Annotated in this window: 13 protein-coding genes; 5 read left to right on the forward strand and 8 right to left on the reverse strand. The window is 45.9% G+C overall.

The genetic code is table 11. The annotated features are described in order from the left end of the window. Window positions 1-24 precede the first annotated feature (24 nt). On the forward strand, window positions 25-597 hold the full coding sequence (locus tag SPL68_RS09840; RefSeq protein ID WP_323814934.1) for a PilZ domain-containing protein: 573 nt from the start codon (window positions 25-27) through the stop codon (window positions 595-597). A gap of 39 nt (window positions 598-636) precedes the next feature. Beyond that, window positions 637-966, forward strand: coding sequence for a hypothetical protein (locus SPL68_RS09845; protein ID WP_323814935.1), 330 nt, complete (start codon window positions 637-639; stop codon window positions 964-966). Between the two features lie 89 nt (window positions 967-1,055). Here the strand turns inward: SPL68_RS09845 and sthA are convergent, their stop codons facing one another. The 8 genes from sthA to SPL68_RS09885 form a co-directional block, all read right to left on the reverse strand. Next, the gene (sthA, locus tag SPL68_RS09850) at window positions 1,056-2,471 is read right to left on the reverse strand and encodes a Si-specific NAD(P)(+) transhydrogenase (protein WP_323814936.1); all 1,416 of its coding nucleotides are present in this window, start codon (window positions 2,469-2,471) and stop codon (window positions 1,056-1,058) included. Window positions 2,472-2,528: 57 nt separating this feature from the next. After that, window positions 2,529-2,783 carry a (Na+)-NQR maturation NqrM gene (nqrM, locus tag SPL68_RS09855; RefSeq protein ID WP_323814937.1) on the reverse strand — a complete coding sequence of 85 codons (255 nt, stop codon included), beginning with the start codon at window positions 2,781-2,783 and terminating at the stop codon, window positions 2,529-2,531. 100 nt (window positions 2,784-2,883) lie between these two features. Then, entirely contained in the window at window positions 2,884-4,107 is a 1,224-nt protein-coding gene (gene nqrF, locus SPL68_RS09860) for an NADH:ubiquinone reductase (Na(+)-transporting) subunit F (protein ID WP_323814938.1), read from the reverse strand. Between the two features lie 22 nt (window positions 4,108-4,129). Continuing rightward, on the reverse strand, window positions 4,130-4,738 hold the full coding sequence (nqrE, locus tag SPL68_RS09865) for an NADH:ubiquinone reductase (Na(+)-transporting) subunit E (protein WP_323814939.1): 609 nt from the start codon (window positions 4,736-4,738) through the stop codon (window positions 4,130-4,132). Further along, window positions 4,738-5,406 carry an NADH:ubiquinone reductase (Na(+)-transporting) subunit D gene (locus tag SPL68_RS09870; RefSeq protein WP_323814940.1) on the reverse strand — a complete coding sequence of 223 codons (669 nt, stop codon included), beginning with the start codon at window positions 5,404-5,406 and terminating at the stop codon, window positions 4,738-4,740. Before SPL68_RS09870 ends, nqrE begins: the two co-directional genes overlap by 1 nt. A gap of 2 nt (window positions 5,407-5,408) precedes the next feature. Then, a complete protein-coding gene (locus SPL68_RS09875; protein WP_323814941.1) occupies window positions 5,409-6,185 on the reverse strand; it encodes a Na(+)-translocating NADH-quinone reductase subunit C in 777 nt (258 codons plus the stop codon). Further along, the gene (locus tag SPL68_RS09880) at window positions 6,178-7,380 is read right to left on the reverse strand and encodes an NADH:ubiquinone reductase (Na(+)-transporting) subunit B (RefSeq protein ID WP_323814943.1); all 1,203 of its coding nucleotides are present in this window, start codon (window positions 7,378-7,380) and stop codon (window positions 6,178-6,180) included. Before SPL68_RS09880 ends, SPL68_RS09875 begins: the two co-directional genes overlap by 8 nt. 3 nt (window positions 7,381-7,383) lie before the next feature. After that, window positions 7,384-8,727, reverse strand: a complete 1,344-nt coding sequence (locus SPL68_RS09885) for a Na(+)-translocating NADH-quinone reductase subunit A (protein ID WP_323814944.1) — start codon at window positions 8,725-8,727, stop codon at window positions 7,384-7,386. 567 nt (window positions 8,728-9,294) lie between these two features. Between SPL68_RS09885 and mfd the strand changes: the two genes are divergently transcribed. From mfd to SPL68_RS09900, 3 genes are all read left to right on the forward strand, one after another. Then, the gene (gene mfd, locus SPL68_RS09890; RefSeq protein WP_323814945.1) at window positions 9,295-12,753 is read left to right on the forward strand and encodes a transcription-repair coupling factor; all 3,459 of its coding nucleotides are present in this window, start codon (window positions 9,295-9,297) and stop codon (window positions 12,751-12,753) included. 69 nt (window positions 12,754-12,822) lie between these two features. Next, window positions 12,823-13,680: a CsiV family protein gene (locus tag SPL68_RS09895; RefSeq protein WP_323814946.1), complete on the forward strand. Its 858-nt coding sequence runs from the start codon at window positions 12,823-12,825 to the stop codon at window positions 13,678-13,680. A 108-nt stretch (window positions 13,681-13,788) separates the two neighbouring features. After that, on the forward strand, window positions 13,789-14,650 hold an 862-nt coding region (locus SPL68_RS09900; protein ID WP_323814947.1), incomplete at its 3' end, for a transposase.

Genomic DNA, 14,650 nt, shown 5'->3' on the forward strand with positions numbered 1-14,650 from the left:
TAAGCCATTAGGAAGATCCCATTTATGAGCGAACGCCGCAGCTATTTTCGCATCGATGAAAGTATCGCCATTGAGTTCAAAGAAGTTGAGGAAATCACAGCAAATACTGCTGCGCCAGAATTGCAATTTCCCAATACCGCTTCACTTAAACTATTTGCCGAATTGCGTAAAATCGATAATGACAACGCGCACTTATTTCATGAGATTAAAGCCAATAGCCGCGCGCTGGGCGAATACTTGCACAATCTGAACCGCAAAATAGACATTATTAGCCAGCAATTAATGAGCGATGCAAAACCCCTCCCCCCATCAAAGACAATCAAACAAGTGAATCTGAGCGAAGGCGGCATTGCATTTGGAAGCTCTCGCCACGTGGAAGCCAACTCCCATATTGCATTGCGTTTGATTTTTTTACCCAGCAACGCAGGCCTGGTGCTCTTTGCCAAAATCATTCGATGTGAACCCAGTAACACTGGAGAGTTCCAACTTGCGGCAAAATTTCATCGTGTTACCGAGGCGCAACAACAACTGATCGGACAACAAATCATGCGCGCGCAAATGGCTGAGCGCCGCAAAAGCCAACACTATCTTCAATAGTTTTTGTTGTCGCTATGAATTTAAGGTGATTTAAACGATATGAACTCACGCAAATTGATCGCAATACTACTGAGTAGCCTTTTGGGATGCACTCTCTCAATTCAAAGCGCAAACGCTGAGGAAATCCGCATTCCCATCGGGGAACAAGCAAAAGATCAAGCGCCAATCGATATGCCCACCAAAGGCATGAGTCAATCACGAGTCAAGGAACTATTTGGCGAACCACTAGAAGAAGCGCCGCCCAAGGGCCAACCTCCCATTTCGCGCTGGAAATACAAAGAATTCACAGTTTATTTTGATAGCGGTGCCGTCATCCACAGCGTACGCAACTTTCACCCTAAGGCAAACTCCACCAATAGCGCCCAATAAAAACTGCCTTTCTGTACGCACCAAAACAAAAAGGGCGCACCTAGTTACCACTCGGTGCGCCCAATTCAATAAACAATTACAAATCTTCTTTAACGACGGCTAATCCGGTTTATACCATCCAATGCCGCCACTCGATAGGCTTCAGCCATAGTCGGGTAATTGAAGATATTATTGAGGAAATAGTGAATGCTATTGCCCTCACCTTTCTGCGTCATAATCGCTTGGCCGATGTGCACAATTTCCGCAGCCTCAGCACCAAAGCAATGAACCCCGAGGATCTCAAGTGTATCGACGTGGAATAACAGCTTTAGCATCCCTACATCTTCACCACTGATTTGACCACGCGCTGTATTCTTAAATAACGCACGACCAACCTCATAGGGAACCTTGGCTTGAGTCAATTCAGTTTCGGTTTTGCCTACAGAACTAATCTCTGGCAGCGTGTAAATTCCAGTCGGAACATCCTGAACCCATTTACACTCATCACCAAAAATACCACCCGAAACCGCTCGCCCCTGCCCGTAAGAGGCACTTGCCAAACTCGGCCACCCCACCACATCACCTACCGCATAAATGTTGGGAACCTGCGTTTGATAGGAGTCGTTAACTTTTAAATTGCCGCGATGATCCGACTCCAAGCCAACCGCTTCGAGATTCAATGTATCAGTGTTACCACTGCGACCATTACACCAAAGAATCGCATCTGCTTTTAACCGCTTACCGGATTTCAAAAACAGAGTTACGCATGAATCGCTCGCTTCTATCGCATCAAATTCTTCGCTATGACGCACAGTAACGCCGCTATCACGCAGGTGATAACTGAGCGCATCTGAAATTTCATCATCAAGGAATGAAAGCAACCGCTCGCGGTTGTTGATCAAATCAACACGCATGCCCAAACCAGAAAAAATCGATGCATATTCACAACCAATAACACCAGCACCATAAACGATGATATGACGCGGGGTATGTTGCATTTCGAGAATTGTATCGCTGTCGTAAACACGTGGATGATTGAAATCCACATCGGCAGGACGATAAGGGCGCGAACCTGTAGCAATGACAATATTAGCGGCGGTAATGGTTTCAATGCCGCCATCTAGCTGAAGCAAACTTACGGTATTTGCATCTACGAATGATGCTTGACCAATATGGACATTAACGCGATTGCGCACATAAAAACTGGTATGCAGTTCGACTTGCTTGGGAATTACTTTTGCGGCCGAATCCAATACACGCGGAAAGGTTAAACGGCGACTATCGCCGATCTCACGAAACAAACTATTACTTTTAAATTGAATAATTTGTTTTACAACATGACGCAGTGATTTGGATGGAATCGTCCCCTTATGAGCACAACTGCCGCCCACCACTGTTCTATTTTCTACTACTGCAACTCGTTTACCCGCCTTGGATGCTGCTATGGCTGCAGCTTCACCAGAGGGGCCAGAACCGATAACCAATAGATCGTAGCTGTGATCTGCCGATTTTTTACGACCAGTCAATTTATTCCCCTTAATCAAATAACAAAATTGATTCAGACTCCTTCAGTCTAGCAACAATCAGTCCTTTTGTTTGCTCGCATCATACGAAAGATCGCTGCTATCTGTTTTTGCTGGACTATTGGGTTTCATTTTTTCTTCTGCGCATTTGGCCTCATCGCCACCACATAAGTCACAGACATAATTAGGATCGCCCAATGCTTTACCCACACCACCACAAGAACCAGAGACAGGCTTTCTACCCATAAGCACGCTAATGGATAGCGCCAAGGCAACGAACAACATCATCACTAAAGTAACCACTAAAACGGCCACAATTAACTCCCGGACTTAACAAGTCTTTAATGCAATTAAAAAATTCCCTACCGATAAAACAAAAAACGAGGCGGTTTCCCAGCCTCGTTTTCCTTAGACATTAACCACCGAAGTCGTCGAGCAAAATGTTTTCGTCTTCAACACCAAGACTCTTCAGCATTTTAATCACGGCGGCGTTCATCATTGGCGGGCCACACATGTAGAACTCACAATCCTCTGGAGCCGGATGGTCTTTCAGATAGTTTTCATACAATACGTTATGAATAAAACCAGTCAAACCACTCCAATTGTCTTCCGGTTGTGGATCAGACAATGCGATGTGCCATTTGAAGTTTTCGTTTTCCGCTTGCAGCATGTCGTAATCTTCTTTGTAGAAAAGTTCACGCAGCGAACGAGCACCATACCAGAATGACATTTTACGATCTGTTTTCAAGCGACGCAGCTGATCGAAAATGTGCGAACGCATTGGCGCCATACCAGCACCACCACCGATAAACACCATTTCCGCATTGGTTTTCTTGGCAAAGAACTCACCAAATGGACCATAAACGGTAACTTTATCGCCCGGCTTCAAACCAAACACAAATGAAGACATCTGACCTGGCGGAATACCTTGTGATTTTGGTGGTGGAGTTGCAATACGAATATTGAACTTAACAACACCTTTCTCTTCTGGATAGTTAGCCATTGAGTAGGCACGAATAACCGGCTCAGTTACTTTGGACTCAAGATTGAAGAATCCAAAACGCTCCCAGTCACCACGATATTCAGCTTCAATATCGAAGTCAGAGAACTTAACGTGATGCGGAGGACACTCCAACTGAACATAACCACCAGCGCGGAAGTCAACGCTCTCGCCTTCAGGCAAACGTAAAGTCAGCTCTTTAATAAAAGTTGCTACGTTCGGGTTTGACTCAACAGTAGTCACCCACTGCTTAACGCCAAACACTTCTTCCGGAACATGAATTTTCATGTTTTGTTTTACCGGAACCTGACAACTCAAACGCCAGCCTTCATTTTGCTCACGACGGTTAAAGTGCGGTTCTTCAGTTGGCAGAATAGAACCGCCACCTTCATTTACCACACACTTACATTGTGCACAGCTACCGCCACCACCACAAGCAGAGGCCAGAAACACATTGCTTGCCGCCAGTGTTTGCAGCAATTTTCCACCAGCTGGCACGGTAATAGTTTTCTCATCATTAATGAGAATTTCTATATCACCACTATTCACCAGCTTGGCTTTGGCCACAAGAATCACCACCACCAGCGCGATGACGATTGCGGTGAACATGACTACACCTAATACAATCTCGATATTCATTGAGTTTTATTCCTCGTCTCGCTTAGAGAGAAATGCCGCCAAAAGACATAAAGCCTAATGACATCAATCCCACAGTAATAAAAGTGATACCCAGACCACGCAAGCCTTCAGGCACATCGGAATACTTCATCTTTTCGAGAATACCTGCGAGCAACACAATTGCGATTGCCCAACCGGTACCTGAACCCAAGCCGTAAACCACACTTTCAGCGAAATGGTAATCGCGCTCAACCATGAACAATGAGCCACCCATAATCACGCAGTTCACGGTAATCAACGGAAGGAACACACCCAACGCGTTGTAAAGCGCCGGCATGTACTTATCCATTACGATTTCCATAATCTGCACAATTGCAGCGATCACACCAATAAAAGAAATAAAGCTAAGGAAGGTCAGATCAACACCAGTTACACCAGCCCAAGCCAGAGCATCTTCTTTTAACAAGTAAGTCAAAATCAGATTGTTCGCTGGAACAGTAACAGTTTGTACCACGATTACCGCGATACCGAGACCTATAGCAGCGTTGATTTTCTTTGACATTGCCAAGAACGAACACATACCAAGGAAAAATGCCAAGGCCATGTTTTCAATAAAGACGGAACGCACAAACAAGCTTAATAAATGTTCCATTATGCGATCTCCTGAGTCTTAACAGAGTTTGGCGCAATGGTAAAAGACGCCTTCTCAACCTGATTTTTCTTCCAGGTACGAACGCCCCAAATGATCATGCCGATAATGAAAAATGCACTAGGCGGCAACAGCAGCAAGCCGTTTGGTATGTACCAACCACCATCAGTTACTACTGGCATTACCTGAATACCAAACCATTTTCCAGCACCGAAAAGTTCACGAATGGTTGCAATCACAAGCAGCAGAGCAGAATAGCCCAAACCATGACCAATACCATCAAGGAAACTTGGAACTGGAGGATTTTTCAGCGCAAAGGCTTCCGTACGTCCCATTACGATACAGTTAGTAATAATCAAACCAACGAATACCGAAAGTTGCTTACTAATATCGTAAGCAACTGCCTTTAGAACCTGATCAACAACGATTACCAACGCAGAGATGATGATCATCTGAGCAATGATACGAACACTGCTTGGGAGATAGTTACGCACCAGAGACACAAACAGGTTTGCAAAGGCAGATACCAGAGTCAGACCGATGGCCATTACCAAACTCACCTTCACACTGGAGGTTACTGCCAGCGCAGAACAAATCCCAAGAATCTGAAGAATAACCGGGTTATTTTCGACAATTGGTTTTGTGAGGAGATCTTTCGCTTTTACACTCATGATTATGCCTCTCCATTTTTCAGGTTAGTCAGGAAGGGTTTGAAGCCGTGCTCGCCCATCCAGTATTTAACCAAATTGTTAACACCAGTACTGGTCAAAGTCGCACCAGCCAAGCCGTCAACCTTGTACTCCCCTTCAGGAGTTGACTCGTCAACATGGCCTTTAATAACACTGACTTTTACATCACCGGAATCAGAGTAAATTTTCTTACCCAACCAGATAGACTTCCACTTTGGATTATCTACTTCACCACCAAGACCTGGGGTTTCAGCGTGTGAATAGAAGCCGAAACCAAGAACAGTGTTTAAGTCTTTATCTAAAGCGATAAAGCCAGACATAGTCGACCAAAGACCTTTACCGCGCACAGGCAGAATCACACGACTCAAACCTGCATCATCATTTACCAAAAATACTTTCGCGTATTTTTCACGGGTAATCAGCTTGGCGATATCTTCTTCAGAATCCAACTGGTCAAACATACCCGGCTTTTTAGCAGATGCAGTTTGATCAAATTTTTCAATATCAGTGATCGCATCAGTAAATTTCCCAGCTTCCAGATCCACAATTTTTACCTGGATCTTTTCAAACTGCTCATCGACTGAAACGCCTTCCTTATACATGCCCGCCACATTCAAAACGTTCTTTTTGAAGTCGAGAGCTTTATTTTCTGCCTGGAGCGGTCTCAACATAACAGCAGAACCGGACACCAGAACAGAGGCAACCAGACACATAACCAATGTGACGGCAATGGTGTATTTTGCAGTTTGTTGATTAGCCACGAGCCAGTCTCCGCTTAATGTTGGATTGAACGACGAAGTAGTCGATGGTCGGCGCAAACATATTGGCAAACAAAATAGCCAACATCATGCCCTCCGGGAACGCTGGGTTAACCACACGAATGGTGATTACCATAAAGCCAATGAGCGCACCAAAAATCCACTTACCTGTATTAGTCATAGAAGCAGAGACAGGGTCGGTTGCCATAAAGAACAAACCAAAGGCAAAACCACCCACAACAAAGTGCCACCAGAACGGCATTTGAAACATTGGATTAGCACTATCTGCACCAGCCCAGTTGTACAGCAAGGTAGTCAGGATAGTACCGATCAGCACACCAACAACGATACGAGTAGACGCAATACCCATAACCAGCAGAGCAATACCGCCAATCATCAATGCCAGAGTTGAGGTTTCACCGATTGAGCCTTGCTCAAAACCAAGGAATGCATCCATCCAGCTCAAGTGACCAGTCACTGCATCCATACCTTGCTGTGCAGCAAGAGAAAGCGCAGTTGCACCAGTGTAACCATCAACCGCAGTCCAAACCGCATCACCAGACATTTCCGCAGGATAAGCAAAGAACAGGAATGCACGACCAACCAAGGCTGGGTTAAGGAAGTTTTTACCAGTACCACCAAAAACTTCTTTACCGATTACAACACCAAAGCTGATACCCAGCGCGGCCTGCCACAAAGGCAAGTCAGGCGGACAGGTCAAAGCAAACAAAATAGAGGTCACAAAGAAACCTTCGTTAACTTCATGGCCGCGAACCATTGCAAACCAGACTTCCCAAATACCACCAACAATAAACACAGTGGCATATATAGGAAGGAAGTAAGCGGCCCCCAGAATCAAGTTGTCCCAGATGCTGTCAGGGTTATGACCAGCAAACCAGCTAACCAACACACCATGCCAGTTGTCGATACCGGTTGCGCCAGTCGCTGCAAGGATGGTATTCGCTTGCAAACCAACGTTGTACATACCGAAGAACATTGCTGGGAATGCACACAGCCACACAGTGATCATAATGCGCTTCAAATCTACGCCGTCACGAACGTGAGCGGTAGATTTGGTGACATCTGAAGGTTTGTAGAAAATGGTGTCTGCCGCTTCATACAGGGCATACCATTTTTCATATTTGCCGCCTTTGTGGAAATGCGGCTCCATATCATCAAGTATCTTTCGCAGTCCCATCTATTAGCCCTCCTGCTCAATACGGGTAAGGTTGTTACGCAGGATTGGACCGTATTCGTATTTGCCGGGGCACACAAAGGTACACAGCGCCAAATCTTCTTCATCCAACTCAAGGCAACCCAGTTTTTGTGCCATTTCGGTATCACCCACAATCAAGGAACGCAGCAATTGTGTTGGCAGGATATCCAGCGGCATCACCTTCTCATAAGAACCTACTGGCACCATGGCACGCTCGGAACCATTGGTTGATGTAGTGAAATTGAAGGCTTTTGAGGGAAGCAATTTAGACAGGTAAATACCCAGCACAGAGAACTTATTAGTTCCAGCGCGAAGGTAATGCAGCATTTCGCGCTCACGACCTTCAAGCAGTACGCTTACCTGATTATGGAAGCGACCAAGGTAAGTCAAGGCACCATGAGAACGACGACCACCAAAGATAGAACCGGAAATCAGGCGATTCTCACCTTCTTTAGTCTGGCCTTGGGTCAATTCATTCAGACTTGCACCGAGGCGAGTGCGCACAAGACGTGGACGTTCAACCTGAGGACCAGCCAGAGCAACAACACGCTCAACATTAAGCTGACCAGTTGTAAACAACTCACCAAAAGCAATAACGTCCTGATAACCGATAGTCCACACAGTTTTGTGAGCACTAACCGGATCGAGGAAATGGATATGGGTACCAGAGTTACCCGCCGGATGAACACCAGCAAAAGTTTCTACCGCAATATTGCCACCCTGCCCTTTCGGCAGATCAGCACCTTCGGCCTGACATACAAAAACCTTACCTTCGGTCAAACGTGCAAGCACGGTCAAACCATTGGCGAAAGCGTCTTTTTTAGCAGCGATAACAACTTTTGGATCAGCCGCTAAAGGATTGGTATCCATAGCCTGAACAAAGATCGAGCTGGGTTTTGAATCCAGTGCAGGAGCCTTGCTGTATGGACGAGTACGCAAAGCCGTCCAAAGACCGGATTGAACCAGATTTTGCTGGACACTTTCACGCGACAAACCAGCCAATTCAGCAGCTGAGTATTTAGCGAACTCAACTGCTTCATTACCTTCCACATCAATTACGATTGAGTGAAATACACGCTGATCGCCACGATTAATAGCACTGACGGTGCCAGAAGCCGGAGCGGTATAGTTAACACCGGGGATCTTTTTGTCAGAAAACAACACCTGACCGAGTTTAACCTTATCACCAACCTGTACCGCCATAGTGGGCTTCATACCATGGTAATCAAACCCGATTAAAGCTACCTGGCGAACCTGAGGGCCATCCTCAATAGATTGATTGGGGCTGCCAGTAATGGGCAAATCCAACCCTCGACGAATCTTTATCATACGTCTCTGCCTAGTCGTTCGTGTGGATATAGACCTGGAAATCCAGGCCGCGAGATGCAGCAAGCGATAAACCAACTGTCATTACTCAGTTACTTCCTGGCGGGAACTGAATAGGACTTTGTGGAGGAAGTGCTTGATCTGCGAGCGCATCATCATGTATTTGCTGGCGCAATAAATAATGATGCATAAGGCATGGAACATTCACTCAACCCTTGTATCAACATCTGCCTAAGCGAGCACAGCGCACACACAATTGATTGATTTTTGAGAAGTTTTCATTAGCCCTAGTAAAACCCGCAAATTATAAACGTCACCCAAAGCCAGCACCATAGCGATGCATCGATTTGATGCATGTTTTACAAGGCTTTTCGCTTAAGCTGAGTTCTTTTTATACAAAAAAATCTCCAACAACCCACTTAATGAAAACACTTCTCATCTTCACAAAAGACATTAAATTTCAAATGAGAATCTTTTTTATTTTTTTATTTGTATTTTTCTCACCCAAGAAGCACCTTAAGAAAGGTAAAATGCCCCATCAATTTAGATGTGCGATAAATAAAATACCTTATGACTCTACAGCTACTTAGTACCCCACCTATTTCTACAAAAACCAGTAATCGACAATATTGGGGGCAGCTTTTTGGCAGCGCCCAGGCATTGACCATTGTGAACGCTGCTCGTGCCTACAATGGCCTGAGCTTGGTGATTACTGCAGATACCAGTGCTGCTATCCGCATGGAAAGTGAACTCACTTTTTTTGCAACCGGCGAAAATTCACTTCCGGTTTTACATCTAGCGGATTGGGAAACACTTCCCTACGACACCATCTCGCCTCATCAGGATATTATTTCCGAGCGACTAAGCACGCTCTATAAATTACCTACAGTTAAACAGGGAATTCTCGTCGTCCCGGTTACGACCCTACTGCAAAGACTCATGCCGCACTCCTATTTAATCGGCAATAGTCTGATGCTTTCTGTCGGCGAAACGCTCGACGCCAATCAGCTGCGTCAGAATTTGGAGCGTGCTGGTTATCACTGCGTGGATACCGTTTATGAACACGGTGAATTTGCAGTGCGCGGTTCACTGATGGATATTTATCCGATGGGTAGTGAACTCCCCTATCGGATTGATTTATTTGATGACGAAATTGAAAGCCTGCGTACCTTCGACCCGGAAACACAAATCACCATCGACAAGGTCGATAAAATTCAATTGCTCCCCGCAAAAGAATTTCCGCTCAATAAAACCGGCATCAGTTTATTCAAACAAAAATGGCTGGAGCGTTTTGATGTTAATCACAAAGCTTGTCCAGTATTTCAAGATATAAGCGCAGGTATTTCACCACCGGGGATCGAATATTATCTCCCGTTATTTTTTGATGCCTGCAGCACCCTATTTGATTATCTGCCGACTGAAACACAAATTTATGCACTCGGTGATATCGAAAAATCAGCCGAGAATTTTTGGCTCGAACTATTACGCCGTTATGAAAGCCGCCGCGTAGATCCGTTACGCCCAATATTAGCGCCGCGCGATATTTATCTCGCCATCGATGAATTTTTTGGCAATTTAAAACAATACTCCCGCACGTTTATTGAATCGCAACCACTGGAAGAAAAAGAAGGAAATTTCAATTTTTGTAGCGCAGTAATACCTTCGCTACCCATTCGCGCACAAGCTGAAAACCCTCTCGCTGCCATTCAAGCTTTTTTAATGGAGTTTGATGGCAAAGTATTATTTTGTGCAGATTCTGCTGGCCGCCGCGAAACACTCCTTGAACTACTTAGCCGCATTCGCATTCGACCGACAACAGTGGATGGTTGGAGTGAGTTTCTGGATCATGGCGAAAAACTGGCAATAACCATTGCACCACTGGAACAAGGATTACTGCAAACCAATCCTAAAATTGCGCTCATCTCAGAAGCGCAATTATTTGGCGAACGCATTCAACAACAACGCCGACGCAAACAATCGCAAGACAATGCTGATCTTGTTGTAAAAAACCTCACTGAATTAAAAATCGGCGCATCTGTTGTGCATATCGATCACGGCGTTGGTCGCTTTCGCGGTTTGGAAACCATCACTATCGATAATGAAACCAATGAATTTTTAACATTGGAATATGCCGATGAAGCCAAACTCTATGTTCCAGTAACCAGCCTGCATTTAATTAGCCGCTACTCAGGCGCAGAAGATGATTTGGCGCCACTGCATAAACTCGGCAGCGAATCCTGGCAAAAGGCGCGGCGTAAAGCCGCAGAACAAATTCGAGATACCGCCGCAGAATTGCTTGAAGTTTATGCGCGCCGCGCCGCACGGAAAGGTCATAAATTTCCCGACCCTAAAGTTGCCTACGAAACCTTTGCAGCAAGCTTTCCGTTTGAAGAAACCGCCGATCAGCAACGCGCTATTGAAGCGGTTATGGAAGATATGCTTTCCTCAAAACCTATGGATCGATTGGTTTGTGGTGATGTAGGCTTCGGTAAAACTGAAGTCGCGATGCGCGCAGCTTTTATCGCCAGTCACAGCGGAAAACAAGTTGCAATACTTGCTCCAACTACCCTGCTTGCACAGCAGCATTACGAATCACTAAAAGACCGATTCGCAGATTGGCCGATTACTGTTGAAGTGCTATCGCGCTTTCGCACAACAAAAGAAGTTAATCAGGTATTGGAAAGATTGACAGAAGGAAAAGTCGATATAGTCGTCGGCACCCATAAACTCTTATCACCTGAGATTAAATTCAAAGATTTAGGATTACTAATCATCGATGAAGAACATCGCTTCGGTGTGCGCCAAAAAGATCAAATCAAAGCACTTCGCTCAGAAATTGATATTCTCACGCTTACCGCAACACCAATCCCCAGAACATTAAATATGTCCATGGCGGGCATTCGCGATTTATCAATCATTGCCACACCGCCTGCACGTCGTTTATCGGTAAAGACCTTTGTACGCACCTATGATGACGCCGTCATTAAAGAGGCGATCCTGCGTGAAATTTTGCGTGGTGGCCAAGTTTATTATCTACACAATGAAGTTGACACCATTGAAAAGGTAGCGCGCGATTTACAAGAATTAATTCCTGAGGCGCGCATAGGCATCGGCCACGGCCAAATGCGCGAGCGTGATCTTGAGCGAGTGATGTCCGATTTTTATCACAAACGTTTTAACATCATGGTATGCACCACCATCATCGAAACGGGCATAGACATCCCTAGCGCCAATACGATTATCATCAACCGCGCCGATAAATTCGGCTTGGCGCAATTGCATCAGCTACGTGGCCGCGTTGGGCGCTCGCATCACCAAGCCTATGCGTATCTATTGACGCCTGATCGCCGCGCAATGACTGACGACGCCCAAAAGCGTTTGGAGGCAATTAGTGCCGCGGAAGACTTGGGCGCAGGATTTACATTGGCGACTTATGACATGGAAATTCGTGGCGCTGGTGAACTATTGGGCGATGAACAAAGCGGCCAAATACAGACCATCGGTTTCTCACTCTATATGGATATGCTCGATCGCGCCGTAAAAGCCATCCGCCAAGGCAAGCAAGCCGATCTTGAAAAAGCGTTGAGTGAAGCGATTGAAATTAACTTGCGTATACCTGCACTAATTCCCGCAGATTATTTGCCCGATGTACATACACGACTGGTGATGTATAAACGTTTAGCCAATGCCGACAGTGAGGATGCCCTACGCGATCTACAAGTCGAAATGATTAACCGGTTTGGCATGCTGCCGGAGCAAATTAAAAATTTGTTCCGGGTTACGCAGATTAAAATCAACGCCGAAGCGATTGGCATCACCAAACTTGAAGCCAATGCACGCGGCGGTAAAGTGGAGTTTGCTAGCGAAACGCGCGTTGACCCGCTGCAAATTGTGAAACTGGTACAAAGCCAGCCACGCATCTACAAACTGGAAGGCGCAAACCAGTTAAAATTCACCATGATTTTGGACGATAACGAAAAGCGTATTCAAGCGATAGTCGAACTACTTAGCTATTTAACCCCAAGTTAAAAAGTAAATAACGACGAATGATTAACTGCAAAAAATGAAGTCTGACACTTTTATCAGGAAAACAATGCAATGATTTTCGCTCTCAAAAAACCATATCGCGCATTAATAAGCCTCGCAGTATTGCTGCTAGCGAGCCCAATTAGCTACGCACAACACGAGGGCTGGTACCAAGTGGAAATGATCGTCGTTGCACGCAAAGACGATAGCGGGCAGGAACACTGGCCGAGCAATATTAAATTGCGCTACCCGGGCGATTGGGTGGAATTAAAAAACCCTGGCGCGATTGATAGCAATGGGACTGATACACCTGTGCCAGTAGATCTTACTAAAGACGCGTTTTATTTATTGCCCGACAATGAGCGACAACTAAACGCGCAGGCACAAAAATTACAGCGCAGCTCGCGTTTTGAAGTCTTATTTCATCAAGCTTGGCGACAAATCATCACCAACAAAAAAGCCTCTAAAGCCATACTGATCAACGGCGGACAAACCTTTGGGCAACATCAAGCATTAGAAGGCAGTATTCGTCTGAGTGTGGCAACTTATCTGGAATTGCAAACCAACTTATGGCTTGCTCAATTTGACCTTAATGTCGGTCAGGAAGTCACTCAAACCTGGCCTGAAATCCCACTTCGCCCTAACTACTCAGTCGCGAGCATGCATAATTTATCTCTAGACTCAGCAGTAGAAGCGGAATTGGAACAGGCACTTGCAGCCGAAAATACCCAGTGGGGTGACGCAAGTTTGAGCGAAAGCGCAGATGCTTCGGCCACCGAGAATTTTATAACCCGCCAAATAATTCTCTTGCAACAAGAGCGCGATATGCGCAGCAATGAAGTTCATTACATTGATCACCCTGCATTAAATGTGATCATTCAAGTAACTCCATATACACCAGCAACAACCCCCGCCGCTTCCGTCCAGTAAAAATAAGCCACCACAAAAAAACGCGGCAATTGAGACTGTGTCAAAACCCTAGAGCCCAGGGTTTTGATTTGAGAAAATGCCCGCATCGTTTTGATGCGGGCATTTTTTATGCACTACAAGAAAGGGGGAGCCGTTACTCAAGGCAATTTATTTCCCGTTAGTTTGGACAAACTCATTCCCGCTGATCACAGCGTGCGAGTTATCGCTGCCTATGTTGAGCAACTTTCATTAGCGGCATTGGGTTTTACGAAAGCCGTAACGAAAGCCACCGGCCGTCCGCCATACGATCCTGCCGATTTATTAAAACTCTATCTGTACGGCTATTTGCAGCGCATTCGCTCCTCGCGCCGATTGGAAACAGAATGCCAACGCAATGTGGAGGTCATGTGGCTGCTTGGCCGATTAACGCCGGACTTCAAAACCATCGCCGAATTTCGTCGATTAAACCGCAGCGCGCTTATCGCCACTTGCCGTGAGTTTGTGCAGTTTTGTCGTCGCGCACAGCTCATCACTCCTGCAAAGCTGGCTAAACAACAAGCCGTACTGGAGCAACAGATTCAGCAGTACTTAAGCGCTCTGGATCAGCAAGATCAGACCGAAACAACGGAGCCTGTTAATGCAGATGCCGTTCGTGCGGCGTTGCAAACATTGCAAGCGCAACAACAGCAAAATTTCGCACAACAAGCGCATCTAAGTGAGCAGAATCTCACGCAGCTGATTAAAACCGAGCCAGATGCCCGCATGATGCGCACCGCATCGGGAAAGAAGGTCTCCTACAACGTACAAACGGCTGTTGATGCCACGCACCATTTGATTGTGCATCACGAGGTCACACAAGCTTGCACTGATAATCAGCAATTGCTGCCCATCGCACGGGAAACCAAAGCGGTATTGGAGCAAGACACGCTGACAGTAGCGGCCGATGCCGGCTATTCCAATGGTGAGCACTTTGCAGTGTGCGAGCAGGAAC

Origin of the sequence: Cellvibrio chitinivorans (assembly GCF_035117775.1) — a bacterium.
GTDB classification, from domain to species: Bacteria; Pseudomonadota; Gammaproteobacteria; order Pseudomonadales; family Cellvibrionaceae; genus Cellvibrio; species Cellvibrio chitinivorans.